The organism is Aggregatibacter segnis ATCC 33393 (genome assembly GCF_900476035.1).
Taxonomy (GTDB): domain Bacteria; phylum Pseudomonadota; class Gammaproteobacteria; order Enterobacterales; family Pasteurellaceae; genus Aggregatibacter; species Aggregatibacter segnis.
Genome location: NZ_LS483443.1, coordinates 518,507 through 545,033, shown reverse-complemented (window position 1 = coordinate 545,033; position 26,527 = coordinate 518,507). Strand labels below are relative to the sequence as shown.

Genomic DNA, 26,527 nt, shown 5'->3' with positions numbered 1-26,527 from the left:
TCAGATATGTTTGAACTTTTGATGAAAATAGGAGGTAAATAAAATGAGATACACCTTATTTCTTCTTTGTTTTATATTAAACGGATGTTGGTATTCAAACGGATGTTTTTATACTCCACAAATGGTTAATTGTGTTGATAAAGGCAAATTATGGCCAGCTATAGCACATTATCAAAAGCCTTATAGTATAGGTAAAACTGATCAGCAACAGCGTTGGAAAGATGCTGTTAGCTGCGGTAGTAAATATGGAGATCAAGAACTTTACTATATCAATAAAATTGGTAAATACAAAGAATTTCAATCTTGTATGGAAAGAAAGGGATATTACCGATACTGGCCAGCTGAATGTGGCTATCAAGATCCTAAGTGGGATAAGGGAAAATGTAACTTGTAACGCATTGAATTTATTATTTAAACAGAGTGCGGTCAAAAATTTGGGAGTTTTTAAATTTTAAAAACAATCTGAAAAATGACCGCGCTTTTTTTTAGAGAAAGAAAATTAATTCATCAGCAAGCTAGCGTGCGTTAATTTTTGGTTCACGCACCTTGCGTTAGCTATGGGGATGGAAATAATGAAAATTTTAGTTATATTCTTTATGACTATTTTTATTCAATCTTGCCTTTCATATTCTTCAGATGAGGCTTGGCATAATCTTAATCAAATGTACAAAGAGGCTAATGGAAGGGAAATATGTATGAAATATAAAGGAAATGTACATGTCATGTATTATTGTGAAAATGAAAACAAAGAACAATAGCAAAGTAGAAAGTAAAAAATACCCAGATAGCGCGCGTCTCCTGATACGTGCTTAAATCTAACTAAAATAGACAAACTGAATAAAGTTGTTAATGAAAATAGATGAAAAACTGAATAAAACGAAATTGATGCTTTGGGCACACGTTGGGAAACGCACGCCATCGTGGGAAATATTGGGCCTTCATTTAACACAATAAAATTAAATGATAAAGGAAATAAAAAATGAGAAATTTAATATTGTTATTATTTTTTGTTATCTCTGGGTGCTACATAGATAATGGAGCCCCCCATTCAAATTATTATTGGAAAAAAGATGGAAAAAAACTTAGTTATGAAGACATAATGTATTGCTCCAAAAAAGTGAATGAGAAATCTAGCAAAGTTTATGTTAATCCAAGTTGCTATTATGATTTAGGATACAGGTTTACGGCACCAATATATTGGTGTTTATCATTAGATTCTTCAATAAACAAAGAAGTATGTGAACAATATAAAAAATATAGAAACTAATATAAAAGTAAATACCTCATCCACCAAAAGTGCGGTCAAAAACACGAGAGATTTTGACCGCACTTTCGTAAATTCCCGTTGACTTCCCCTCGTCCTCCTCTCCACAATATGCGCTTATTTGTTTCGTTTTAACACAAGGAAAGAAAATGGCGTTTAGCTCATTGTTTACTTTATTGGATGATATTGCATCGTTATTGGATGACGTGTCTGTGATGACCAAAGTGGCCGCCAAGAAAACGGTCGGTGTGGTGGGGGATGATTTGGCGTTGAACGCCAATCAAGTGACTGGTGCCACTGCAGAACGGGAATTACCGATTGTGTGGGCGGTTGCAAAAGGTTCCTTGGTAAATAAGGTGATTTTAATCCCTATCGCACTGTTGTTAGCCGCCTTTTTGCCGGCGCTCATCGTGCCTTTATTGATGCTCGGCGGAGCCTATTTATGCTTTGAGGGCGTGGAAAAAATCCTGCATAAATTTTTTGCTCATGAACACCATCACGAAAAAAATGCTTTCAATGAAAAAGCCAAAATTCGTGGTGCCGTACGCACAGATTTCATTCTTTCTGCCGAAATCATTATTATTGCCTTAGGTGAACTTACCGAATCACCGATTTCCGTGCAAATCATCGCCCTTTCACTCATTGGAATTGGCATCACTGTTTTCGTTTACGGCATTGTGGCGCTTATCGTCAAAGCCGATGATTTCGGTTTATTTTTAATGCAAAAAGGCGGCATCACAAGCCATGTCGGTAAAGGCGTTTTATTTTTAATGCCCAAATTCATGCGTTCCTTAAGCTTCATTGGCACCCTGGCGATGTTCTTGGTCGGTGGCGGGATTTTCGTGCATAACGTTGAAGCCATTCACCACTTTTTAGGAAATCTTCACCTCGCTGAAGGCGTTTTAGGACAAATCGCCACACTGGTTACCGGTTTGGCTGTAGGTGCAATTTGTTGTTTGGTGATATTGCCATTAATGAAATTCTTTGAGAAAAAAGCGGCATAAATCCACCGCACTTTCCAAAAGAAAACGGTATTCTTAGATAAGAATACCGTTTTTTATTTCTCGTTAGTCGGGCTGATTAGCAATCCTGCTTACCATACGCTTCTTGACGTAAAATCGCGCGAACTGCCGCATCGAATTCCTCCAACACGTGATCGGCATTTTTCGGATCGGTACCACGCGCATCAAGATAGAACTTGATTTTCGGTTCAGTACCGGACGGACGCGCAATAAGACGGCTGCCGTTTTCCAAAACAAAGACCAAAATGTCGCTTTGACGGTCGGTTTTGGTGTGGTCGATAAATTGTGCCACATTGAAACCACCGATTTGGCTTGGCGGGTTATTGCGAAGTGCGGTCATTAATTTGCCGATTTCTGACAAATCACTCACACGAATAGAAATTTGTCCGCTCACATAAGCGCCAAATTCTTTGGTGAATTCCTCTGCATAATCTGCCAAGGTTTTGCCTTGTTTTTTCAAGCTACGCACTAAATCCAAGAACACGATAGCGGCTGAAATACCGTCTTTATCACGTACTTTGTCCGGATCCACCAAGTAACCCAATGCTTCTTCAAAACCGAATAACAAGCCTTGAACTTTGCCGATATATTTGAAGCCGGTAAGGGTTTCTTGGGATTCAAAACCATAACGTTTCGCAATCTCTGCCAAGGCAGGCGAGGACACGAGGGAACAAGCCAATACTCCTTTTTTACCTTGTGCTTGATATTGTTTCGCCAAATACCAACCTAAAAAGCAACCCACCACGTTGCCGTGCAATGGTTTCCAGTTGCCTTCAGCATCCGGCACTGCCACCGCTAAACGGTCAGCATCCGGGTCATTCGCAATAATAAATTCGGCATTGTGTGCTTTTGCGACTTGAATCGCTAAATCTAACGCGCCTTTTTCTTCCGGGTTAGGGAAGTTCACGGTTGGGAAAGTACCATCCGGCCAGACTTGTTCAGCAACGATGTGCGGTTGTGGTAAGCCCGCTTTTGTCAACGTTTTGCTCAACACTTCATAACCCACGCCGTGCATGGCGGTATAAACGTAGTTAATGTCGGTTTGTGGTTCTTTCGCAAGCGCAGCCGTTTTCGCAATATAAGCATCCACCACAGTGTCATCTAACACGACGTAATCTTGGCTGCGCGGTAAATCTTTCACACTGCCTGCCGCGACTTTATCAATTAACGCCGCAATGTCTTTGTCTGCCGGAGAAACGATTTGTCCACCACCGTTAGCTTTGCCTAAATAAACTTTATAGCCGTTATCTTCCGGTGGATTGTGGCTGGCTGTCACCATGACGCCTGCGGTAGTATCAAAATATTGAATGGCGTAAGCCAACACCGGTGTTGGTAATTTGCGTGGTAATAAATAGGCTTTAATGCCGGCGCCAGCCATGATTTCAGCTGTATCGCGCGCAAATATATCGGAGTTTTTACGGCCGTCATAGCCAATCACGATGGAAGGCTGTTTGTCATACCCTTTTAAATACTCAGCCAATCCGCCGGCAGCTTGCGCCACCAACACGCGATTCATCCCCATAGAACCGGCTTGCAGACGACCGCGTAAACCGGCGGTACCGAATTGTAAACGTCCGTCAAAACGGGCAGCAAGTTCAGCTTCCGCTTTTGCATCGCCACCTTTTGCCGCGCTTAAAAGTGCGGTTAATTCTGCGTGCGTTTCAGCGTCCGGATCTTGGTTTAACCAATTTTGTGCCATCTCAAAAAGTGCTGACATAGTGACTCCTTGTAACATGAATAATTGAAAAACTCCCTCTAGCCTATCTAAAAAGCGCTGTGATGGGAACGTTTATTTCCGATTAATTCCCTGTATTTTGATCTATTTCACAGATTCACCGAAGGCAATCGGTTGCCTCTTTTTTTATGAAAAAGACGTGCGAAAAAAACCTTGCGAAAGATGCCATTTTGACGCAAAAGTGCGGTGGAAAATAAACGAGTTTTTCCTTTATAAAAAAGCGTTTTTTTGCTATAACTGAAGCAGTTTTTTTAATTAATCTAGGAGACTTATTATGGAATTAGTTTTTATTCGTCACGGCTTCAGTGAATGGAATGCAAAAAACTTATTTACCGGTTGGCGCGATGTCAATTTGACCGAGCGCGGCGTGGAAGAAGCCAAAACTGCAGGTCAAAAATTATTGAATGCCGGTTTTGAATTCGACATTGCTTTCACCTCCGTCCTCACTCGTGCGATCAAAACCTGTAATATCGTGTTGGAAGAATCTCACCAATTATGGATTCCACAAGTGAAAAACTGGCGTTTAAACGAACGTCACTACGGTGAACTACAAGGCTTAGACAAAAAAGCCACTGCCGAAAAATACGGTGATGAGCAAGTTCACATTTGGCGCCGTTCTTACGACACATTACCACCATTATTAGATCCGAAAGACCCGAATTCTGCCCACAATGACCGTCGTTACGCACATTTGCCGGCTGACGTTATTCCGGATGGCGAAAACTTAAAAGTGACCTTAGAGCGTGTACTTCCATTCTGGGAAGACCAAATCGCGCCGGCATTATTAAGCGGTAAACGTGTTTTAGTGGTTGCGCACGGTAACTCTCTACGCGCACTTGCAAAACACATTGAAGGCATTTCCGATGCGGATATCATGGATTTAGAAATCCCAACCGGTCAGCCGTTGGTGTATAAATTAGATGACAACTTGAAAGTGATTGAAAAATCTTATTTGTAATACCAAATAACATTCACCATAAAAAACAACCGCACTTTAGTCACTAAAGTGCGGTTTATTTTTGCGGTGTTTTTAAAAATTAAGCGTTCAAGATATTCTTGATTTCCGCCATGCTTAAATGATATTCATGCGGGCATGCTTTCCACGCATCGATCATGCGAGAATATTTGTCTCTCATTGGCGTTTGGGAATCGCAACCGTGTTCACAACGCATAAATTCCTGATATTTTCCTTCTACGCTTGTGATGAAACGAAGATAGTTAAGGTATTTTTTCTCACGCACAGCGCAGTAACCAACGAACTGTAATCGGTGTTCGCTCAATTCGGATTTATCACTCAAATTGTTATAGGAAATTTGCAACGCTTTGTACATTTCCAACGTATCCAATACCGTGCGGCATTCTTCTTCCGAAATCACTGAAAACTCATTGTCCAATTCATGCAATTCCAAGCTGAACCCACCTTTTACAATGGCTTCTAAACGTTGGTATTTTGCTGCATTGGTCGGGTCTAATAACGCCATTAATTTATATTGGTTAACTAAAATTAAACGTTGGGTAGATGACATTTCCATAACCGCTCTCCTATTAATCAATTTGGTTGAGAATATCGTTTGATAAAACCGGATCCGCTTTTTTCTCTTTATCGCCGTTGATGCGTTGTTCCAAATGTTGGAAATAAGCTTCACGGAAAGTGAGGTACGGATCTTGTGCCTGATCCAATAGCGCTTCTTTATCCATCAATTTCGCACGCGTATCAATGCCTTGCAAACCGGCTTTTAAGAAGCCCCAAGGACCAAGCAAGGAAAGCATTGGATAAGTCGTATCCGCCAGATTACCAATGTCTTGGCGCGGTGTTGCGGCACCATATAACGGCAACATCACATAAGGACCGGTTCCAACACCATAGCGCCCTAACGTATCACCAAAACGGTTATCGCCTTGTTTTTTCAACGGATCGCTATAACTTGCCACATCAATTAAACCACCCAATCCGAAAATCGTGTTAATCCAGAAACGGTTAAAATGAATGAGTGCCTGCTTAAAATCACCTTGAATCAAACGGTTGGCAAAACTTGCCGGTTCATCAAGGTTATCCGCCACATTAATGACACCGGTACGCACCGGACTTGGCACATAGTTTTTCCAGCCCTTAGCTAACGGTTTCAACACATAAGGGTCAGCAACGTGATAGTTGAAATCCCACATTGTGCGGTTAAACCCTTCTAAGACGTCTTTACGTTCGCCGGTTTGCGGATCGATAGAAGAAGAACATCCGGTTAATAATACGGAGCCTAATAATAATGCGGCAAGGTATTTTTTTATTTGCATAATGACACTCAAGCTGATGAAAAGATGGGCTCATTGTAAACAACTTACCTTGCAACTACAAAAACTTTCTAAAAACCCACCGCACTTAAGAAAACAAAAGGCACGATGTTTATCGTGCCTTCATAACCAAGAAAAAATTACAGAATGAAACGGCTTAAATCTTCGTTCTCGATCACCTCACCCAAGGCTTCAGTGACATATGCGGCATCAATGTTCACGGTTTGACCATCCATGTCGCTGGCGTTGAAAGAAATTTTATCCATTAAGCGCTCCATTACCGTATGTAAACGGCGCGCACCGATATTTTCGGTCTTTTCGTTGACACGAAATGCCGCTTCGGCGATTTTCTTAATGGCGTCTTGAGTAAATTCAATATTCACCCCTTCCGTTGCCATTAAGGCTTTGTATTGCTCGGTTAAAGAGGCATTCGGCTCAGTCAGAATACGCTCGAAATCCTCGGCAGTGAGTGCAGAAAGTTCCACACGAATCGGCAAACGGCCTTGTAATTCCGGGATTAAATCTGACGGGCGTGCCACTTGGAACGCACCGGAAGCGATAAACAAAATGTGATCGGTTTTCACCATACCGTGTTTGGTGTTGACGGTTGAACCTTCCACTAACGGCAATAAATCACGTTGCACACCTTCGCGGGAAACATCCGCACCGCTGTATTCGCCTTTCTTACAAATTTTGTCGATTTCATCGATAAACACGATGCCGTTTTGCTCCACCGCATCAATGGCTTTTTGTTTCAACTCTTCCGGGTTCACCAGTTTCGCCGCTTCATCGTCAATTAAGGTTTTTAACGCATCCTTAATTTTCATTTTACGTTTTTTAGTTTGGCTACCGGAAAGATTCTCGAACATGGATTGTAATTGACTCGTCATGTCTTCCATGCCCGGAGGTGCCATAATTTCCACGCCCATAGATACACCTGCGACATCGATTTCCACTTCTTTATCGTCTAACTGACCTTCGCGTAGTTTCTTACGGAAAATCTGACGGGTGTTGCTTTGACTATCACGGTTTTCCACTTCGCCCCATTGGTTCTTCGCTGCAGGCAATAAGGCATCTAAAATTCGCTCTTCTGCCGCTTCTTCTGCTTTAGCACGATTTTTGACGATTTCCTGTTGGCGCACCAATTTCATGGCGCTGTCGGTTAAATCGCGAATAATGGAATCCACTTCTTTGCCCACATAACCTACTTCGGTAAATTTAGTGGCTTCTACTTTAATGAACGGCGCATTGGCTAATTTTGCCAAACGGCGGGCAATTTCGGTTTTCCCCACGCCAGTCGGCCCAATCATAAGAATATTTTTCGGGGTCACTTCATGGCGCATTGGCTCTTGCAGCTGCATTCTGCGCCAACGGTTTCTTAGGGCAATTGCTACTGCGCGCTTGGCGTCGCTTTGACCGATAATATGTTGATCTAATTCAGAAACTATTTCACGAGGTGTCATTTCAGACATGGTTTATTCCTTATAAATTTTTAATTCGGCAATTCTTCAATAGTGAAATTGGTGTTGGTGAACACGCAAATTTCACCGGCAATTTTGAGAGATTTTTCTACAATTTCACGCGCCGACAACTCAGTGTTTTCCACCAACGCACGGGCGGCAGATAAGGCATAGTTGCCACCAGAGCCGATAGCAAGAATCTGATCTTCTTCCGGTTGTACTACATCGCCGATACCGGTAATGATCAGGCTTTCTTTTTCATCCGCGACGATTAACATCGCTTCCAATTTACGCAACGCACGATCGGTGCGCCAATCTTTTGCCAATTCCACCGCACTTTTCAATAAATGCCCTTGGTGCATTTCTAATTTACGCTCAAAAAGCTCAAACAATGTAAAGGCATCTGCCGTGCCGCCCGCAAAACCTGCCAACACTTTGCCGTTATACAAACGACGCACTTTGCGCGCGTTACCTTTCATCACCGTATTGCCAAGGGAAACCTGTCCGTCACCGCCGACAACCACTTTGCCGTTGCGACGTACACTTACAATCGTAGTCATAATGCTATCCTTTAAAAATGGAAAATGTGGAGGTTATATTGAGGTAATTTAGGGGGAATTCAAGGGGAAAAATAATATTGGTCATTTATTCACCAATCACATAATAAAAATGTGATCACGGTCAGAATTTTGTATAGCAAACGATTGCTTGAAATTGCTTAATAGAACAAAAAAGGTAGGATTGCCGCCGATATATTCACAATCTCATCAGGAGTCACAATGAAAAATCTTGTTAAACTTTCTCTTGTCGCCCTTTTAACCGCGGCAGCAATTCCCGCCATGGCGGCCAAAACCGAACCTTACACCAATCAAGGTACCAATGCCCGTGAAATGCTCGTGGAACAACCAATCCACTGGATTTCCGTTGAGCAACTGAAAAAAGAATTGGAAGGTAAAGCACCGATCAATGTAAGTTTTGATATTGACGATACCGTGCTATTCAGTAGTCCTTGTTTTTATCACGGACAACAAAAATATTCTCCGGGCAAACATGATTACTTAAAAAACCAAGATTTCTGGAATGAAGTGAATGCCGGTTGTGACCAATATTCCATTCCAAAACAAATTGCCATAGATTTAATTAATATGCACCAAGCCCGTGGCGACCAAATTTATTTCATCACCGGACGCACTGCCGGCGATAAAGATGGCGTTACCCCAGTATTACAAAAAGCCTTCAATATTAAAGACATGCACCCGGTTGAATTCATGGGCGGACGTGAGCTTACCACCAAATACAACAAAACCCCTGGCATTATCGAACACAAAGTTACTATTCACTACGGTGACAGTGACGACGATATTCTTGCCGCCAAAGAAGCCGGCGTTCGTGGCATCCGCCTCATGCGCGCTGCTAACTCCACTTACCAACCAATGCCAACCCTTGGCGGATATGGTGAAGAAGTGTTAATTAACTCAAGCTATTAATTTTTAAAAAACATATAAAAAATTGACCGCACTTTGAAATGCTCAAAGTGCGGTCTGTTTTTATAATGAATTTCAGCTTGAGTTAGAAGCGAATTTCGACGGAGGCGGCGAAGTTTCTGCCCGGTTGATAATAACGCTCTAGGCCAGGATAACCACCATAGGTTGCATTAGGGCGTAAACCTACAGAGTTTACTACACCACCAATATTATTTAGTCCACGTAAAGTGTCCCATGTGTAATATTTTCTATTGAAGATATTATAAACACCTGCACGTAAAGTGATATTCTCCGCAGGTTTATAGAAACCAAACATATCAAATACAAACGCTTTAGCATTTAAGTGTTTCCACGTATCCAACCCAGTTTCGTGAGAATATTCTGAACATTTAATTTCAAACTCTTCACCGATACCGTAATCATAATAAGGATTACGCACACGCTCTTCTTTCAAGCAACGTTCCGGTAAGTTTTTCATGTATTTGGCATCTTTTGCTTTTTTCGCTCCAAGATAAGTCAAACGCGAGAAAATTCCCCACTTACCTTCAGGCTGTTCATAATCTAAGCCAATAATTGCCTTAATTGGTTGAAGCGACATTAAACTTGCCCCATTAGACATACTTCCTTTGCTATAGCCTAAAGAACCAAATAATTTCCAACCATTTGGCATTGGTGTAACTTCATTTAAGTTAAGTTTGCCGGTAAATTCCACGCCATAAATTTTTGCAGAGTCAATGTTTTGCATTTGTTGAACCGGGCGCCAACGCCACATACTTCCGTAGTAATTATAGTATTCCCATGTTTCTTGCTCATCGAGGAAGTCTTTATAACTGGAATGATGTAACGTCAAAGATAATTCACCCAAACGTCCTTTTCCTAATAAATTAAGATTTTGGGTCAAACTTTTTTCTGCTTTGAGATTAGGATTTGACATCCACGCACCCGCAGCATTGTCACGATAATCAAAATACATTTCGGACGCATTTGGCATACGGAAACCTGTACCAATGCTATAACCTAATTTCCAATCATCATTGAGCATTTTTTCAATACCTGCCGTCCAACTAATGTCATGAAATTTAGCATCCGCAGCTTTGCGGCAGAATCTACACTCTAAGGCATTCAAACTTTGTTGCGCATATTTAGCCCAATCATAACGAAGACCCAAATGCGCCTTCCATTCTGGTGTTAGCTGAATATCATCATGCAGAGAAATATTGTAATGACGTGTCTTAATCGGGTACATCATTGTTGAATCTTTTGAATTCACCCACTCTTTCACGCCATCATAATTGTTATCTACATAAACAGAGTCTTGATGCAAAATATCAAATTTTCGTTCAGAAACCGCCGTTTTAAGTGAAAAAGTATGACTACTTGTGCCTAAATCAATTGGTTGACTATCTACACGAAAATTAATGCGTTTAAATTTAGTATTGAAGAAACGAAGATTATTATCGCTCGGCTCCTCAGGTTTAGCTGGGCTATAGCTTGTCGCAGCTTGTGCTCTATAACCTTCATAGTTATAAGCAGCTGTTTGTGCTTTTTGATAATCTACATCAGTTTTCACTAATGCAATGATTTTTGAGTCCGGTAAATATTCATAAAAAACGTTGATGGTATCTCGTTTAGCACGGTCGTCCGCCTCTCGCCATCTGGAATACAACGTTACCGCTGAATCTTCAATAATATAATTTTTATTGCGTGAACCGCTGTAAGAAGCCCCTACTCGGTGATTATCATTTAAGCGATAGGCAAACTTAGCTAAGTAGCTATTATTGTGATGCGTTGAATCATCAGGAGTCTGTTTTCCATAACCGCGATAACGGGTCATGCGTGAATCTTCTGGGATGGTGTAACCGCCTGCGCTTTTCATTTCATGTCCATGGCGATTGGAATAAAGCAAAAGTGCTTCCGCTTGTTCTCCGGCATATGCCACGCCAACAGTATTTACCCATTCAGTATTACGAGAGGCATAACCTGTGCGATATAACGCACCAAATTTACGTCCGTTTCTCACAATATCAAACGGTTCAAGAGTGCGATAATTTACACCACCGCCAATATTGCCGCTCCCTTGATTGAAGGAATCACCACCTTTAGCAATCTCAATGGTACGTGCAAGCTCAGGATCGATACTTTGGCGCGAAGTGTTCAAGTTACCATAACGTTTATAAAGGGAGTTTTCTTCCGAATCTGGCAAGGCAACACCGTCAATACTGATACCAACACGGTTGTCCTCTACACCGCGAATAGTAAAACCTTTTTGATGACGACCTTGATCTACAATTCCAACATCAGGACTATAGCGAGTTAAATCCCGATTATTTTGAATAAGCTCTTGTTGAATCACCGCAGCGGTTTTCTTTTCGGAATGATTTGCTTTTGTAGAATTATCCAATTCCGTAGAAACAGTAATAGTTTCTAAATTTTCTTCCGCCAGCGCCACATTTGCTGCTGACAAACCTAGCGTGACCGGTAATAAACCGTAGACTGTGACCCGCATTTTATTTTTTTTCATACTTAACTTTCCCAGTGAGTAAAAAATTGCGGGGGATTATAAAGAAGAAATGAGGAGAAAAATAGATCTACTTGAGAATAATTTGCATTTTTATGATCTGGTACGACTTATTTATTATTGTCTAAAATCCGACTAATTAATTTCAGCCATTGTACCGCCAATTCGCGCTGCATAACGCTCGCGTTAAACACCGGATCTTCGCCCAATACACCGCAAGGCAAGTCAGGTGGAATTTCGCCTTGTTCATAAGCAGCATAATCCTCACGCCAGTCACCGTCAAAATAATAGCGTTCCAACGTTTCCATTTTCGGGAGAAACGCCTGCCATTTTTCCAAAAATGCTTCGGCTTCCGCTAAAAAATCATTGGTTTCATTCAAAATGTCTTCCATTTTCGTGATTTGCTCTAAACGGGCTTTCGATAACATACGACCTCCAAAACATTCAAAAAAATGACCGCACTTTCATTTAAAGTGCGGTCCATTTACAGCGTGTTTTACAAATTACACATCATACGTGGTGGATGCGGTATTGCCGCCGCGCCCCGTCCAGTTGGTGTGGAAGAATTCGCCGCGTGGTTTGTCGGTGCGTTCGTAAGTGTGCGCGCCGAAGTAGTCACGTTGCGCTTGCAACAGATTTGCCGGCAAGCGGGCTGAGGTGTAACCGTCTAAGAAGGTAATCGCCGACGCCATACATGGCATTGGGATGCCGACTTCGATGGATTTTGCCACCACTTTGCGCCATTCGCCCATGGCGTTTTCCAAAATGCCTTTGAAGTAGCTGTCGGAACCTAAGAAGATTAAATCCGGGTTCGCTTCATACGCATCGCGAATGTTGCCTAAGAAACGGCTGCGAATAATACAACCTTCACGCCATAACAAGGCAGTGTTGCCATAGTTGATGTTCCAGTTGAAGTTTTCAGACGCTTCACGAATCAACATAAAGCCTTGCGCGTAAGAAATGATTTTTGACGCCAACAAGGCTTTGCGCACCGCTTCAATCCATTCTTTTTTATCGCCTTCCACTTTGCCTACGGTTTTGCCGAATAATTGGCTTGCGGCAACGCGTTGATCTTTAAAAGCAGATACGCAACGGACGAACACGGATTCGGTGATTAACGTCAATGGAATGCCGAAATCAAGAGCATTGATCCCCGTCCATTTACCGGTGCCTTTTTGCCCTGCCGTATCTAAAATTTTATCCACAAGGCGGTTACCGTCTTCATCTTTATAGCCAAGAATATCAGCGGTGATGTCGATTAAGTAGCTGTCTAATTCGGTGTTGCGCCATGCGTTGAAAGTGGCTTCCAATTCATCGTCAGACAAGCCCACGCCTTCTTTTAAGAATTGGTAGGCTTCGCAAATTAATTGCATATCGCCATATTCGATGCCGTTATGCACCATTTTTACGAAATGGCCTGCGCCATCTTTGCCCACCCAATCACAGCACGCTTCGCCTTTGTCGGTTTTGGCGGAAATTGCTTGTAATACCGGCTTCACGAATGGCCATGCTTCTTCGTTACCGCCCGGCATGATGGATGGCCCGTGGCGTGCGCCCTCTTCACCGCCGGAAACGCCGGTGCCGATAAAGCGAATGCCTTTCTCACGCAACGCCGCCACACGACGGTTAGTGTCCGGATAATTTGAGTTACCGCCATCAATAATGATGTCGCCTTCTTCTAAGTGCGGTAGTAATGCGTCGATGAATTGATCCACCACCTCACCCGCACGCACCATTAACATCACTTTGCGCGGTTTTTCTAATTTAGCGGCCAAATCTTCCAAAGAATAAGCACCGATAATGTTCGTGCCTTTTGCCGCACCTTGTAAAAATTCATCCACTTTAGATGTGGTACGGTTATACGCGACCACTTTAAACCCGTGGTCGTTCATATTTAAAATGAGGTTTTGCCCCATCACGGCTAAGCCGATAACACCGATGTCGCCTTTTACTGACATTGTTTTCTCCTGTTTGTGAGGTACAGATGCACCTATCATTTAGTATTTATTGTAAAGTATAAGAAGCTTGTTTCAGATATTCTATAGCAAAACTTCTTTTAAATTTCTCTAATTAAAGAGCTGCCTTGCTCTAACGTGTCTAGCCACTGCCATTTTTCATGACCGACGAGTTTACTTTCTTCTAAAGAAAATGTTGTACAACAACGACCCAGACGATTTTCTAGAGATTGATTTAAATGTTGATACGTAAATTCAATTTGAGTATCGTTAATCCATTTCCCAATTAAAAAACCTTTTAAAATTTCACCACCACCATATTCAGCCCAAATCATTTTACCTTGTTGATGATAATAAAATTCTGTTTGGCTACTCACTTCACCATTTGCGGTGTTTTCAACAGCAACAAATTTTTTATTATCTAAATTCAACATTAAAGTCACTCCGCATCTAATGTATCTATATCTTATTTTTGCATAATGTAATGCATTTCTACATTTTTCGCTTTTGCGGCTTTTTCTAGATCTGCTTTATCGCTTTGACTATCTCCAACAAGGTATAAAGATACATCCTTGCCGACCTTTTCTGCATTATTTAGTCCATACATAGCAACTGCTTTATTCACAGATTGACTGTTCCCTGCAATTCCGATGTGTAAATTATCTGTAGCTAAAAGAGATACGAGTCGTTTTCCTGAAGTACCACCTGCGGTTCTAATCGTTGCTACAAGCATTCCATTTGAAACTGGGTTTCCTGCTTCTGGAACTTGAAGCATTACTGAGCGATTATCTTTTGGCATTTGTGCCGCTAACTGATCTAAAGATGGACCAGATGAACAAGCAAATAACAAAGTTGAAGTAAGTAGTACAAACAGCTTTTTCATTTTTGTCTCCATATCATTCTAATAAATTAACTCTTCGTCCACGCACTCATATGCTGCGTAAATCCAATATGCGGATAGTAATCCACCGCTTGCGGGGCAGATAACAGCACAATTTTGGCTTGAGGATGTAACGCCTGCTTGGTGTGTTCAATTAACTGCACGCCGATACCTTGTTTTTGATATTGTTCGTCTACCGCCAAATCAGACAAATAACAGCAATAGGCAAAATCCGTCACCGAACGGGCGGCACCCACCAATCGCTCGCCATCCCAAGCTGTCACCAATAAATTCGCATGGTGCAACATCTCCGCCACACGTTTTTCATCTTCTAATGGACGACGTGCGCCTAGCGATGTTTTATTGAGTAGTTCAATAAATTGTTCTACTGAAATGGGAACGTTGGTTTTGTATTCGATCATATTGTGAAACCCGCGATGTCTGATATGCCATCCGTTATAGCAATTTTGCCGCCGCTTTATCCAAATACCACTCTGTCACACCATTTTTCGCCTGAATTTTAGCTGCCGGGTAAGACAGATTTTCCGCCGGTGTGGTTTGAATTTCTTTGAGGATTTCCGCTTTACCTTCGCCTGTCACCAAATAAGTAATGCGTTTGGCTTGTTCAATTAATTTGGCGGTTTTGGAAATGCGGAGCTGTCCGCTTTCCGGATGTTTAGCGATGACGGCAAGGTTTTCATCCGCGAAATCGGTTTGATTCGGGAACAAGGAAGCCGTGTGCCCGTCTGCGCCCATGCCGAGGATAATCCAATCAAAAACGCCGTCAGGAATGACCGCACTTAATTCTTCTTTGAAGCGTTTTAACTCAAAGTGCGGTTCGTTTTCGCCACGAATTCGGTGAATGTTTTCTGCCAGAATGTTGATGTGATCGAACAAGAGTTTTTGTACTTCACCGTAATTACTTTCGGAATCAGATGGCGGCACCATGCGATCATCGCCCCACCAGAAATGGAGGTTTTTCCAGTTAATTTGATCGGCGTAAGGGGCTTGCACCAAGGTTTTAAACAATAATTTCGGTGTAGAACCGCCGGACAAGGAAATGTGCACGGGGTGATTTGCTTGGCTATAAATCACAAATTCTTGGGCAATTTTTTCTACCGCATGTTGAGCAGTAGGGAAAGTAATATAGTTCATTATTTTTCCGTAGGGTGGGCTTTAGCCCACCATTTTATTATGTTAGATATTAGGAACGGTGGGCTAAAGCCCACCCTACATGAGATTAACTAAATTAAACTTTTTTCTTCATCAAACCACTTGGTTTGCGCCACACTTTGCCTTCTTTGGCAATCAGTTTATCTGCGGCTATCGGGCCCCAACTGCCTGCTTCGTAGTCATACACGCGACCGCCTTGAGCTTTGTAATCCAAAATTGGTTGCACGAATTTCCACGCGGCATGTACGGCATCGGTACGGGCAAATAAGGTCGCATCGCCTTTCATGGCATCAAGCAATAAACGCTCGTATGCGGTCATCACAGTCGCGCCCTCTAAATCTGCATAGCGGAAATCCATGGACACTTCTTTTGCTTCAAAGCCTGCGCCCGGTTTTTTCAAGCCGAAACGCATGGAAATAGCTTCATCCGGCTGAATACGGATAATCAATTTATTTTCCGGTGCATTTTGGCTGAATACCGGGTGCGGTGTGGTTTTGAAGTGAATCACGATTTCGGTGACACGCGCCGGTAAACGTTTGCCGGTGCGCACATAAAACGGCACACCCGCCCAACGCCAGTTTTCAATTTCACAACGCAATGCCATGTAGGTTTCCGTGCGGGAATCTGCCGGCACGCCTTTTTCTTCCAAATAGCCTTTCGCCATTTTGCCGTTGATTTCTGCGGCCGTGTATTGTCCAAGCACTAAATGATGTTCCATGTCTTCATGGGTTAACGGGCGTAAGCAGTGCAATACTTTCGCCACTTCATCACGCATGGAATCCGAATTGATAATCGCCGGCGGCTCCATTGCGACCATCGCCAATACTTGCAACAAATGGTTTTGGAACATATCGCGCATTGCGCCGGAACCGTCGTAATAACCACCACGATCTTCTACGCCGATAGATTCGGCCCCGGTGATTTCCACGTATTCAATAAAGTTACGGTTCCAAAGCGGCTCAAACCAACCATTAGAAAAACGCAACACAAGTAGGTTTTGTACGGTTTCTTTACCAAGATAATGGTCGATACGATAAATTTGGTGTTCCTCAAAGAAGCGGTGAATTTGAACGTCCAAGGCTTCGGCGGTTTTGCGGTCATAACCGAACGGTTTTTCCACAATGAGACGTTTCCAACCATGCTCTTCTTTGTTTAAACCATGCTCTGCCAAACATTCCGGAATCACGCCATATAAACTCGGCGGCGTGGATAAATAATATAAGGTGTTGCCGTTGGTTTTATAGGTTTCATGCAAGGCATCAAGTCGCGGAATCAGTTTGGCATAGTCCGCTTTATCTGAGGTGTTGACGGCTTGGTAATATAAGTGGCGACAAAATTGTTCTAAACATTCGCCTTCCGCGCCTTCGTGTTCAATTAGCGTTTGACGCATTTTTTCACGGAAAGAATCGTCGTTTAATTCGGTGCGCGCCACACCCAAAACGGAGAAATCATCGCCCAACCGATCAATTTTATAAAGGTCATACAACGCCGGAATAAGTTTACGATAGGTTAAATCTCCGGACGCGCCGAAGATAACGATACAACAGTTTTCTGTTTTCATTTGGTTACCACATTAATGTTACGATTTAATAAATACGTCGTATGATAAGGAAAATCATCCGGCATTTCTAATCACTCTGATAAATCGGAGCGAAAGATATTATCCCATCGAAAATCTCGCGTAACGCCCATTAAAAAGTTCGGATTCACGAAAGATTCCCGTTGATTGTAAGTCAGCGGTTGATAATTTAAGTCAAAAACCACCCCGCCCATTTCCGCCAGCAAAATCTCTGCGGCGGCTGTGTCCCACTCACCGGTGCGACCTAAGCGAATATAGCAATCGCATACACCATCCGCCACCAGTGTGCTTTTTAAGCTGCTGGAACCGCAGATGTGAAATGCATAATCAAAATTCGGGTTCAAAATTGACCGCACTTTTTCGGCGGTGGCCGCAGAACCCACGGCAATGCGCAAAGGTCGGTCTAAAGCAATATCACGGAATGCTAATTTGCACGGTTTTCCCTCTTGCAGCTTATACGCCCCAAATCCTTTCATGGCGTAATAGGTATAGCCCAATATCGGCGCATGAATCACGCCCAACACCGGTTGATGATTTTTCACTAAGCTAATGAGCACGGAAAATTGATCGGTGCGATTAATAAATTGTTGTGTGCCATCAAGAGGGTCAATTAACCAATAGGACTCCCACGCCTGCCGCTCCGCAAGGGGAATGTTGCAATTCTCTTCTGACAAAATAGGAAGATGTGGGGTAAGTGCGGTCAGTTTTTCCGTTAAAAATTGACTGGCAAACAAATCCGCTTCCGTCACCGGTGTATTGTCTGCTTTGATTTGAACAGACACCGAATGTTGATAAAAACGACGTAAATGCTCGCCCGCTTGTTGGGCGATATGAATCACATCCTGTAATAAATGCGTTGTGAGAATTGGCATAGTCTTCCCTCCTATGTTCTCAATCCAAGTCGCAATTTATCTCGTTTTCGGCAACAACAAAGGCAACACGAGAACCGAATACAGTGCCATACCAAAGCTGAGCAAAAATGCCATATCAATGCCACCGCCATGCAACCACACGCCAAAGGTCATAGCAGGTTGGGTTAGCGTCATATAAATAAAACTCGCGATGTTTCCATAACAAAAGGCAATAGTCAGAGAAATTAACACGATCGCCACCACGTTATAACGCGTGTAGCGATAAATCTTTGCCCATAATGCAATCAACAGCGCCGGCACGGTTACCACGATAAATGTGGCTAAGAAACTAAATAGCACGACATCCACTGTGGTGAATAATTCATCAGTGTTGTCATCAACGTAAATGCTAACCAACGTGCCAATAATTTGAGCAAGTAAAGGAAATAAAATGAGTGCTTTTAGATATGGAAATTTAGACGGCATAAGAATTCCTGAGTAAAAAAATAGGCTATCAAAAGACAGCCTATTGTAGAGGAATTTTAGCGATTACGCAGATTTTTTTGCACGTAATACACGCAAGGTGAAAATGGTCACACCGGCGATAAATACGACTAAACCAAGTACTTCACCAATCGTACCCCAGTTTTCCAAATTCAAGGCCAATGGCGCTTCAGATCCACCGGAGGTAACGGAGGCGGCAATGATAAAGGCTAATACAACGCCCATTAAGCTTTCGCCTACAATCAAGCCCGCGGCGAACAAGGTACCAAAACGCTCTGCTCGTTTGTTCACGTCTTTGTCGCCGCTACGCGCTGCATATTTGGTGATGTGACGATTAATTAACCACGCCAAGAATGCTCCGGTGACAACCGGCATATTAATAGAAGGTGGTAAGTAGATACCAATCCCCACAGCCAATACCGGTAACGCAAAGGCTTTGTTACTCATTTTTTTCAAGAAGCTGTCAATGATAATCAACACTGCACCAAGACCCACGCCGGTTAAGATGTAAGTCCACTCTAATTTATTAGAGAAAATCCCTTGTGAAATGGTAGTCATTAACGTTGCTTGCGGTGCAGATAACGCTTGTGATAGATCCATGTCCGGACGCGGTAATGCGCCGGTGAAGCCGTAAGCGTGGTAAAGAATTTCCAATACCGGCGCAATCACTAATGCACCCACGAAACAACCGATAATTAACGCCACCTGTTGACGCCAAGGCGTCGCTTCGACCAATAAACCGGTTTTTAAATCTTGCAGGTTATCGTTAGAAATAGTTGCTGTCGTTAACACGATAGACGCGGTAAACAAGGTAAGTGCGGTCAAGAATTTCTGTCCATCCGCCGTTTCAAATAAACCGGAAGCATTGCCGATAGAAAACAATACTAAAGAAATCACGATCACGGAAATGATCCCGATACCGGAAATTGGACTAGAGGAAGAACCCACAAGCCCCGCCATGTAACCGGAGGCTGCCGCCACGAAGAAACCGATAAATACTGCCAAGAAAGTACAAACGACCACTAACAATAACGCCAATTCCGGAGAAATCGGTGCGGCAGCGATAAAGTGATGTAAGGAAACCACGATTAACGCCACAGCGGCAATTAAAATGTAAATCATGGTTTTTGGTGAAAGGTCGATATCAATACGATGTTCAGACGCACCTTGTGTGCCTTTCAACATACGGAAAGAATGCACCATACCTTGCACCATTGGTTTCATCAGAATCAATAACGTCCAAATCGCCGCAATCCCGATTGTTCCCACACCGATAAAACGTACTTTCGTTTTCCACATGCTCATGGCATAACTCACGATAGTTCCATCAGTTGGCATATCACCGGACATGGTAAAGAACGGTACCGCTAAGCCCCAAGCAAAGAAGGTACCCAACAATATCGCAATACCGCCCACGATACCGATTAAGTAACCGGCACCTAATAAGGCTAAAGAAAAGCCCATCGGAATTTGGAAAATCGCTTTGCCACCCGGGCCGGTAAACCACGCGCTGGCACCATCTGCCATCAAACGTAAACCGTTCGTTAAGAACGCCACGACGCTGGCAAAAATACCGCCATAAGCAATATCTTTCACGCCGCTGTCGGCATCAGAATTGTTACCGGCTTTCAAAATTTCCGCCGCAGCAACACCCTCCGGATAAGGTAAATCGCTATTTACCACCATGGCGCGACGCAATGGAATCGTGAACAACACGCCCAACGTACCACCCGCAGCACAAATCAACATGGTTTGCCAGAACGGGAAATCTTGCCAGTAGCCCATCATCAACAAGCCCGGCAACACGAAAATCACTGAAGAAAGCGTACCCGCAGAAGATGCTTGAGTTTGCACCATGTTGTTTTCCAAGATACTGGAATCTTTAAAGAATTTCAGTACCGCCATGGAAATAACTGCCGCCGGAATCGACGACGCAAATGTCATCCCCACTTTTAGACCCAAATAAACGTTAGATGCGGTAAACAACACCGTAATCAACGCTCCAAGGAACATGCCTCGGAAGGTCAACTCTTTTAAGTTTGTAGATTGCATAACACATTACCTATCTTTTAAATAAAAAACGTTGCCACCTTGACAAAAAAGCAGCGAATAATCAAGTTTCATTCAATTTATTTTGCTTAAATTGAATTTTATTTAAATATCAGCCATATTTTTAAACTATTTATAATCCTATAACCTATTCAATAGTAAAATAGCCCTCCACTCAACATCGCTATAATCTTAAATCCATCTGATTTAGTCTCAATTATAAAAAATAGCGAATCTCATCAAGTTATTTATTCTTCATATCCTATATAGTTCGCCGAGCCTATTCCATTTAGGTAAATAACCACTACATTTTGTATCATCCACTGAATGATGAAGTTCTATGAGGCTAAAAAATGAATGCATTAATTGAATTACTCGCGAAAATTGTTGCCCCGATGCAACGCCAATTTATTAACTTTATACGAATCGCCATTTGTATCGTTATGGTATGGATTGGCGGGCTAAAAGTATGTCAATATGAAGCAGATGGTATTGCCCATTTTGTCTCAAATAGTCCATTCTTAAGTTTCCTCTATAAAAACGGACCAAATTTGGTGCAAAACGATAAAGGCGAATTAGTAAAAGAATATACCCTTTATAAAAATCCCGAAGGTAAAATGGTGGCGAAAAATATTGAATGGCACAAAGCTAACGGGACTTACACCGCATCTTATATTATCGGTGCAATCATTGTGACCATCGGCTTATTAACGTTAGCCGGAATCTGGTCTCCGACTTTTGGGCTACTCGGCGGTTTGCTGACGTTCGGTATGTCCATTGTCACCCTGTCGTTCCTGATCTTCACGCCGGAAACGTGGGTGCCTAATTTAGGGGGCGATTTGCCTACACCAAATTACGGCTTTCCATATTTATCCGGTGCGGGACGTTTGGTTATTAAAGATATTATTATGATGGCTGGGGGATTAGTTGCCGCTGCCGAATGTGCGAATCGCTACTTAAAATATAAAGCATCCGTCTAATTGAAACACCGATATGAAGCTTATCACTCTGTGATAGGCTTCTTCATTTGTTAATCAGGAGAAAAGTAGAACATGGACTATTTAGATCAGCTTGTCCGACAGTCAGGCATTGAGGGAGAAATCAATATCCTCTGTCGTTTTCAAGGTGACTGGCTAATCCATCATAAACAGGAACCGAATTTAATTGGCAGATTTCATATTGTGTCACAAGGGGAATGCCAAATTCGGCTGAAAGACCAAACCTACCGGCTCAAACCGGGCGATGTCATTTTTCTGCCCTACGGAGAAGAGCACGTTATTTATCACGGCACCGACACAGAAACACAAATTACCAAAACCACACAAGGTGTTTTTACATTACATCGCAATAGCTCAAGCGAATCTGCTGATTTTGAAATGTTTTGCGGTTATTTTCGTTATTTAAACGTTGCGCAAAGTTTACTGTTTAATCTACCGCAGTGGCACCTTGCCGGAAATAACGATTCCATCATGGCCTTACTGAAATTGCTGCGCAAAGAAACAGAGGATAACCTCGGCAATGAAGTTGTCGTCAATGCGTTATGCAACATTCTTTTCACTTATTTAATCAGAGATTACCTTCAACACCATCAGGTCAATCAAGGCATCTTCGGCGCATTACAGGACAAACGTTTAAGAAATGCCGTAAATGCTATCATAGCCAACCCCAAAGAAAGCTGGAGCATGGAGAGCTTGGCAGAAAATTGCGCCATGTCACGCGCCAATTTTATTCGTGCATTTAAACAAAAAACGGGCATTTTGCCCGGTAAATTTCTCACTATAATGCGAATGAATATGGCAGGAATGTTACTAAAAAACACACAAAAACCGATTAGCGTAATTGCTTCGGAAGTGGGCTACCAATCAGACACCCACTTTACCAAAGTGTTTAAATCCTATTACGGCATTTCTCCGGGGAAATACCGATAAATACAACTACCAATTCATGGGTTAACACAGGCTTTCCGTTGTAAATAATCCCGAAGTAAATAAAGTGCGGTCAGATTTTTCGCTTCATTGAATTCAGGATCATGCAATAACTCGTTAATGTTTGCCAACGGCACGCGTACCACTTGCAACGGTTCCGGCTCGTCGCCTTCCAGTTTGCTCGGATAAAAATTCTGCGCCAATAAAATGTGCATAGGATTATTCATGAAGCCAACGGATGAATTAATCGTGCGCAAATGCACCCAAGATGTTGCGCCTAAACCAATTTCTTCTTGCAACTCGCGATTGGCGCTTTGTTCCGGCGTTTCACCTGCATCCATTCTGCCCTTCACAAATCCTAACTCATAGCGCTCTGTTCCCATGGCATATTCACGCACTAACAACATATCCTCGCCATCAATCGCCACCACCATCACCGAAGCGTATTTGCCGGGGCGAAAACGTTCATAAGTGCGGTGCGTTCCGTTGGCGAATTTCAAATCCACCGATTGAATTTCAAATATCGTTGATTTTGCTACAGTTTTTATATTGAGAATGGTTGGTTTTTGTAACATTGTTCTCTTCTTCCCTTGTTTTACAAACCACTGAAATAGCGATACCATACCCCACTATTTTTACAAAGAAAAGGGACCACAACAGGGATGGTACAACAAAAATTTGACTGGCAAGCAATCGACACCGTGATTCTGGATTTAGACGGCACGCTAATCGATCTGTATTTCGATCACCGTTTCTGGAAAAAGGTGGTGCCGCAGGCGTATGCCAACAAATTCAAGCTTTCTGTGGAACAAAGTCGCGAACTGATCCATCGCCGTTATCAGCAGGTGGAATTCAGTATGCAATGGTATTGCATTGATTTTTGGGCGAAAAATTTAGATTTACCGTTGCGTGAATTGTTACAACAACAGCGCGATTACATCAAAGTGCGGTCGGATGTTTATCCGTTTTTACAAGCCGCTCGTGAACGCCGCAAGAAATTAATTTTGCTCACCGACAGCCATCCGTTCAGTTTGGCAGAAAAATTAAAACACTGCGATTTAGCACCGCACTTTGATTTGTTGCTTTCCAGCCATCAGTTTAATGCGCCCAAAGTGGAACAGTCTTTGTGGCAACGTTTGCAACAATTCACGCCATTCGATCCGAGCCGAACCCTTTTTATTGACGACACAGAACCGGTGTTAGATAGCGCTAAAAAATTTGGCATTGCCTACACTATCGGCGTGGAAAATCCGGACAGTACCTTGGCGGACAAATCCTTTGAGCGCCATTTCTCCGTCAAAAACTACCGCACTTTACTGTAAGGACGCGGCAACATGGCAAAACATTATCAAATAGAAGAAGAAAAAGAAGCAGTGCGTTTGGACAAATGGCTGTGGGCAGCGCGTTTTTATAAAACCCGCACACTCGCCAAAGAGATGATTGACGGAGGCAAAGTCCATTATAACGGGCAACGCAGCAAACCGAATAAGATCGTGGAAGTGGGTGCCACCCTAAAAATACGCCAAGGCAGTGACGAAAAGGAAATCGTTGTGTTGGCGCTTTCCACTCAACGGCGAGGTGCACCGGAAGCGCAACTGCTTTACCGCGAAACAGAACAAAGCCTTGCCAATCGAGAAAAACTTGCCATGGCACGCAAAATGAACGCGCTGTCTATGCCGCACCCTGATCGCCGTCCGGACAAAAAAGAACGTCGCGATTTACTTAAATTCAAACATCAAAACCAAGCATAAGCGCCACCTTGTAATCGAGGGAAACGCCCTTATATTTGGCGAACAATATTCAATTAGGAACAAAAAAGATGACCACTTATACTAAAGACAACGACCAACTTTATCGTTATCTATTCAAAGACCGCGCCGTACGTGGCGAATGGGTACGCTTAAATCAAACGTTCAACGACACCTTAAACACCCATCATTACCCACAAGCCGTACGCAATTTATTAGGCGAAATGATGGTCGCCACCAGTTTGCTGACCGCCACCTTAAAATTTAACGGTGATATCACCGTACAAATTCAAGGCGATGGCCCATTAAAACTGGCGTTAGTCAACGGCAACGATCAGCAACAAATCCGTGCGCTTGCCCGTTTACAAGGCGATATTGATAACGGCATGACCCTACACCAAATGATCGGTAAAGGCGTGTTGGTGATCACCATTGCACCGAAAGAAGGCGAACGCTATCAGGGAATCGTGCCCCTCGACAAACCCACTATCAGCGAATGTTTGGAAGACTATTTCGTCCGTTCCGAACAACTTCAAACACAACTGATTATCCGCAGTGGTGAATATGACGGCAAACCGGTCGCCGCCGGTGTGTTATTGCAAATTGTCCCGGATGGTTCGGGCTCACCGGACGATTTCGAACATTTAGCCACCTTAACCGCCACCATTAAAGACGAAGAGATTTTTGGCTTAAGCGCAGAAGAATTATTGTACCGCTTATACCACGAAGAAACCGTTGAACTCTTCGCACCACAATCGGTGACCTTCCACTGTGGCTGTTCGCAAGAACGTTCAGGCGCTGCCTTGTTGTTAATTTCGGAAGAAGAAATTGACCATATCCTCGCCGAACACCAAGGCACCATCGATATGCAATGCGAATGCTGTGGCACGCATTATTTCTTCAATAAAGAAACGATTGAGAAATTAAAAGCAGGTTCGCAAGCTTAACCGCAAACCTATCTCATCTAAGGCGTGCATTTTTAGTGCACGCCTTTTTCTTTTATTCCAATTACCACAGGCAAAAGTCTGCTCGGTTAAGTGCGGTGCTTTTTCCATTTGTTTTTTACAATAAATCCATGCTGATAACTATTACGTTAAGCCTTATCCACCAAGGCATTAACCCAATATGAACTAAATCAAGAAATACAAAAATAATCCTGCCTAGCTATTGTTCAAACTGCGTAAAACGGGTATAGTTTCGCACGTTTTTTATTTATTACTTTTATAGAATGACGAGGTTTTTATGGGCGGTATTAGCATTTGGCAATTAGCGATTTTAGTCTTAATTATCGTGTTACTGTTCGGTACGAAAAAATTACGTACTTTAGGTACTGATTTAGGTGAATCAGTAAAAGGCTTCAAAAAAGCCATGAACGAAGAAGCCAAACCGGCTGACGCAAGTTTCGACAAAGTGGAACAAAAACAAAGCGCACAACCGGAACAAGAAAAAAACAAAGAAAAAGAACAGGCATAATCCGTGTTTGATATTGGTTTTTCCGAGATTGTATTAGTTTGCATTGTGGGCTTAGTAGTACTAGGCCCACAACGTTTACCGGTGGCGATTCGTACCGTAATGGGTTGGGTACGCACAATTCGCGGCCTGGCGGCGAACGTCCAAAACGAACTAAAACAAGAGCTGAAATTGCAGGAATTACAAGACAGCATCAAAAAAGCGGAAAGTTTAAACCTCAAGGCGTTGTCGCCCGAATTAGGCAAAACAGTGGAAGAACTTAAAGCTTCCGCTGACAAGCTACGCTCTGAGCTAGAACAAAAAGCCAATGAGACCAACACAACACTTCAAGATCAAATCAATGAATTGAAGCAGGTGCAGGCGGATAAAAGTGCGGTAGAAAATCTCACTGAATCGCTACAAACAGAAACGCCCGCATTGGAAACTGTCGCTTTAGAAACACCAAAAGAAGAAACGACGGAAAATATAACTGCTCTTTCTCCGGCAGAACAGGCGGAGCAAGAAGAAATTGAATTAGACGAGAAACTCGCCTACTACATCAATCAATATGATCCGGATAACCCGCTACCGGCTCACACGGAATCGGACACGTCAGACAAAGCCTCAGACAAAAGTTAACCGTGC

Annotated in this window: 28 protein-coding genes; 11 read left to right on the top strand and 17 right to left on the bottom strand. The window is 42.8% G+C overall.

Annotated features, from left to right (window positions below; translation table 11 throughout):
• Positions 1 to 43: 43 nt before the first annotated feature.
• Positions 44 to 394 (top strand): hypothetical protein, encoded by a 351-nt coding sequence (locus DQN58_RS02770; protein ID WP_032997729.1) that lies wholly within the window; start codon positions 44 to 46, stop codon positions 392 to 394.
• 1,019 nt (positions 395 to 1,413) lie between these two features.
• Positions 1,414 to 2,268: a DUF808 domain-containing protein gene (locus DQN58_RS02755; protein ID WP_005715636.1), complete on the top strand. Its 855-nt coding sequence runs from the start codon at positions 1,414 to 1,416 to the stop codon at positions 2,266 to 2,268.
• 76 nt (positions 2,269 to 2,344) lie between these two features.
• Here DQN58_RS02755 and DQN58_RS02750 read toward each other — a convergent pair whose 3' ends face one another.
• A complete protein-coding gene (locus DQN58_RS02750) occupies positions 2,345 to 4,003 on the bottom strand; it encodes a phospho-sugar mutase (RefSeq protein ID WP_032997727.1) in 1,659 nt (552 codons plus the stop codon).
• A 292-nt stretch (positions 4,004 to 4,295) separates the two neighbouring features.
• On the opposite strand from DQN58_RS02750, the gene DQN58_RS02745 reads away from it, so the two are divergent.
• Entirely contained in the window at positions 4,296 to 4,979 is a 684-nt protein-coding gene (locus tag DQN58_RS02745; RefSeq protein ID WP_005715632.1) for a 2,3-diphosphoglycerate-dependent phosphoglycerate mutase, read from the top strand.
• Between the two features lie 79 nt (positions 4,980 to 5,058).
• On the opposite strand, the gene DQN58_RS02740 is transcribed toward DQN58_RS02745, so the two are convergent.
• From DQN58_RS02740 to hslV, 4 genes are all read right to left on the bottom strand, one after another.
• On the bottom strand, positions 5,059 to 5,553 hold the full coding sequence (locus tag DQN58_RS02740) for a YfbU family protein (RefSeq protein WP_005715630.1): 495 nt from the start codon (positions 5,551 to 5,553) through the stop codon (positions 5,059 to 5,061).
• 13 nt (positions 5,554 to 5,566) lie between these two features.
• On the bottom strand, positions 5,567 to 6,310 hold the full coding sequence (locus DQN58_RS02735) for a phospholipid-binding lipoprotein MlaA (protein ID WP_005715628.1): 744 nt from the start codon (positions 6,308 to 6,310) through the stop codon (positions 5,567 to 5,569).
• A gap of 137 nt (positions 6,311 to 6,447) precedes the next feature.
• Complete coding sequence (hslU, locus tag DQN58_RS02730; RefSeq protein WP_005715625.1) at positions 6,448 to 7,779, bottom strand: HslU--HslV peptidase ATPase subunit; 1,332 nt, start codon at positions 7,777 to 7,779, stop codon at positions 6,448 to 6,450.
• Between the two features lie 20 nt (positions 7,780 to 7,799).
• The gene (gene hslV / locus DQN58_RS02725) at positions 7,800 to 8,327 is read right to left on the bottom strand and encodes an ATP-dependent protease subunit HslV (RefSeq protein WP_005704683.1); all 528 of its coding nucleotides are present in this window, start codon (positions 8,325 to 8,327) and stop codon (positions 7,800 to 7,802) included.
• 219 nt (positions 8,328 to 8,546) lie between these two features.
• On the opposite strand from hslV, the gene aphA reads away from it, so the two are divergent.
• A complete protein-coding gene (gene aphA, locus DQN58_RS02720; protein ID WP_005715621.1) occupies positions 8,547 to 9,254 on the top strand; it encodes an acid phosphatase AphA in 708 nt (235 codons plus the stop codon).
• 82 nt (positions 9,255 to 9,336) lie between these two features.
• Here aphA and DQN58_RS02715 read toward each other — a convergent pair whose 3' ends face one another.
• The 11 genes from DQN58_RS02715 to DQN58_RS02665 all read right to left on the bottom strand — a co-directional run bounded on the left by DQN58_RS02715 (position 9,337) and on the right by DQN58_RS02665 (position 20,763).
• Positions 9,337 to 11,772, bottom strand: coding sequence for a TonB-dependent hemoglobin/transferrin/lactoferrin family receptor (locus DQN58_RS02715; RefSeq protein ID WP_005715618.1), 2,436 nt, complete (start codon positions 11,770 to 11,772; stop codon positions 9,337 to 9,339).
• A gap of 107 nt (positions 11,773 to 11,879) precedes the next feature.
• Positions 11,880 to 12,197, bottom strand: a complete 318-nt coding sequence (locus DQN58_RS02710) for a DUF4298 domain-containing protein (RefSeq protein WP_005715616.1) — start codon at positions 12,195 to 12,197, stop codon at positions 11,880 to 11,882.
• Positions 12,198 to 12,272: 75 nt separating this feature from the next.
• Positions 12,273 to 13,727, bottom strand: coding sequence for a decarboxylating NADP(+)-dependent phosphogluconate dehydrogenase (gene gnd, locus DQN58_RS02705; RefSeq protein ID WP_032997726.1), 1,455 nt, complete (start codon positions 13,725 to 13,727; stop codon positions 12,273 to 12,275).
• A gap of 98 nt (positions 13,728 to 13,825) precedes the next feature.
• Positions 13,826 to 14,158 carry a hypothetical protein gene (locus tag DQN58_RS02700; protein WP_005715611.1) on the bottom strand — a complete coding sequence of 111 codons (333 nt, stop codon included), beginning with the start codon at positions 14,156 to 14,158 and terminating at the stop codon, positions 13,826 to 13,828.
• 32 nt (positions 14,159 to 14,190) lie between these two features.
• A complete protein-coding gene (locus DQN58_RS02695; protein WP_032822542.1) occupies positions 14,191 to 14,607 on the bottom strand; it encodes a hypothetical protein in 417 nt (138 codons plus the stop codon).
• 26 nt (positions 14,608 to 14,633) lie between these two features.
• The gene (locus tag DQN58_RS02690; protein ID WP_005715610.1) at positions 14,634 to 15,026 is read right to left on the bottom strand and encodes a GNAT family N-acetyltransferase; all 393 of its coding nucleotides are present in this window, start codon (positions 15,024 to 15,026) and stop codon (positions 14,634 to 14,636) included.
• Positions 15,027 to 15,060: 34 nt separating this feature from the next.
• Complete coding sequence (pgl, locus tag DQN58_RS02685; protein WP_005715609.1) at positions 15,061 to 15,759, bottom strand: 6-phosphogluconolactonase; 699 nt, start codon at positions 15,757 to 15,759, stop codon at positions 15,061 to 15,063.
• 94 nt (positions 15,760 to 15,853) lie between these two features.
• A complete protein-coding gene (gene zwf, locus DQN58_RS02680) occupies positions 15,854 to 17,338 on the bottom strand; it encodes a glucose-6-phosphate dehydrogenase (protein ID WP_005715608.1) in 1,485 nt (494 codons plus the stop codon).
• Positions 17,339 to 17,409: 71 nt separating this feature from the next.
• Positions 17,410 to 18,228, bottom strand: coding sequence for a 3'(2'),5'-bisphosphate nucleotidase CysQ (gene cysQ, locus DQN58_RS02675; protein WP_005715607.1), 819 nt, complete (start codon positions 18,226 to 18,228; stop codon positions 17,410 to 17,412).
• A 36-nt stretch (positions 18,229 to 18,264) separates the two neighbouring features.
• Positions 18,265 to 18,693 (bottom strand): hypothetical protein, encoded by a 429-nt coding sequence (locus DQN58_RS02670; RefSeq protein ID WP_005715606.1) that lies wholly within the window; start codon positions 18,691 to 18,693, stop codon positions 18,265 to 18,267.
• A gap of 63 nt (positions 18,694 to 18,756) precedes the next feature.
• Entirely contained in the window at positions 18,757 to 20,763 is a 2,007-nt protein-coding gene (locus tag DQN58_RS02665) for an OPT family oligopeptide transporter (RefSeq protein ID WP_005715605.1), read from the bottom strand.
• Positions 20,764 to 21,113: 350 nt separating this feature from the next.
• On the opposite strand from DQN58_RS02665, the gene DQN58_RS02660 reads away from it, so the two are divergent.
• Positions 21,114 to 21,740 carry a YkgB family protein gene (locus DQN58_RS02660; protein WP_005715604.1) on the top strand — a complete coding sequence of 209 codons (627 nt, stop codon included), beginning with the start codon at positions 21,114 to 21,116 and terminating at the stop codon, positions 21,738 to 21,740.
• A gap of 72 nt (positions 21,741 to 21,812) precedes the next feature.
• Complete coding sequence (locus tag DQN58_RS02655) at positions 21,813 to 22,688, top strand: cupin domain-containing protein (RefSeq protein ID WP_005715603.1); 876 nt, start codon at positions 21,813 to 21,815, stop codon at positions 22,686 to 22,688.
• Positions 22,689 to 22,702: 14 nt separating this feature from the next.
• On the opposite strand, the gene nudE is transcribed toward DQN58_RS02655, so the two are convergent.
• A complete protein-coding gene (nudE, locus tag DQN58_RS02650; protein WP_005715602.1) occupies positions 22,703 to 23,308 on the bottom strand; it encodes an ADP compounds hydrolase NudE in 606 nt (201 codons plus the stop codon).
• A gap of 39 nt (positions 23,309 to 23,347) precedes the next feature.
• Between nudE and yrfG the strand changes: the two genes are divergently transcribed.
• From yrfG to tatB, 5 genes are all read left to right on the top strand, one after another.
• On the top strand, positions 23,348 to 24,007 hold the full coding sequence (gene yrfG, locus DQN58_RS02645) for a GMP/IMP nucleotidase (protein ID WP_005715601.1): 660 nt from the start codon (positions 23,348 to 23,350) through the stop codon (positions 24,005 to 24,007).
• A 12-nt stretch (positions 24,008 to 24,019) separates the two neighbouring features.
• Positions 24,020 to 24,436 carry a ribosome-associated heat shock protein Hsp15 gene (gene hslR, locus DQN58_RS02640; protein ID WP_005715600.1) on the top strand — a complete coding sequence of 139 codons (417 nt, stop codon included), beginning with the start codon at positions 24,020 to 24,022 and terminating at the stop codon, positions 24,434 to 24,436.
• A 68-nt stretch (positions 24,437 to 24,504) separates the two neighbouring features.
• On the top strand, positions 24,505 to 25,380 hold the full coding sequence (gene hslO / locus DQN58_RS02635; RefSeq protein ID WP_005715599.1) for an Hsp33 family molecular chaperone HslO: 876 nt from the start codon (positions 24,505 to 24,507) through the stop codon (positions 25,378 to 25,380).
• A gap of 295 nt (positions 25,381 to 25,675) precedes the next feature.
• On the top strand, positions 25,676 to 25,906 hold the full coding sequence (gene tatA, locus DQN58_RS02630; protein ID WP_005715595.1) for a Sec-independent protein translocase subunit TatA: 231 nt from the start codon (positions 25,676 to 25,678) through the stop codon (positions 25,904 to 25,906).
• 3 nt (positions 25,907 to 25,909) lie between these two features.
• Positions 25,910 to 26,521 (top strand): Sec-independent protein translocase protein TatB, encoded by a 612-nt coding sequence (gene tatB / locus DQN58_RS02625; protein WP_005715593.1) that lies wholly within the window; start codon positions 25,910 to 25,912, stop codon positions 26,519 to 26,521.
• The last annotated feature ends 6 nt before the right edge of the window (positions 26,522 to 26,527 follow it).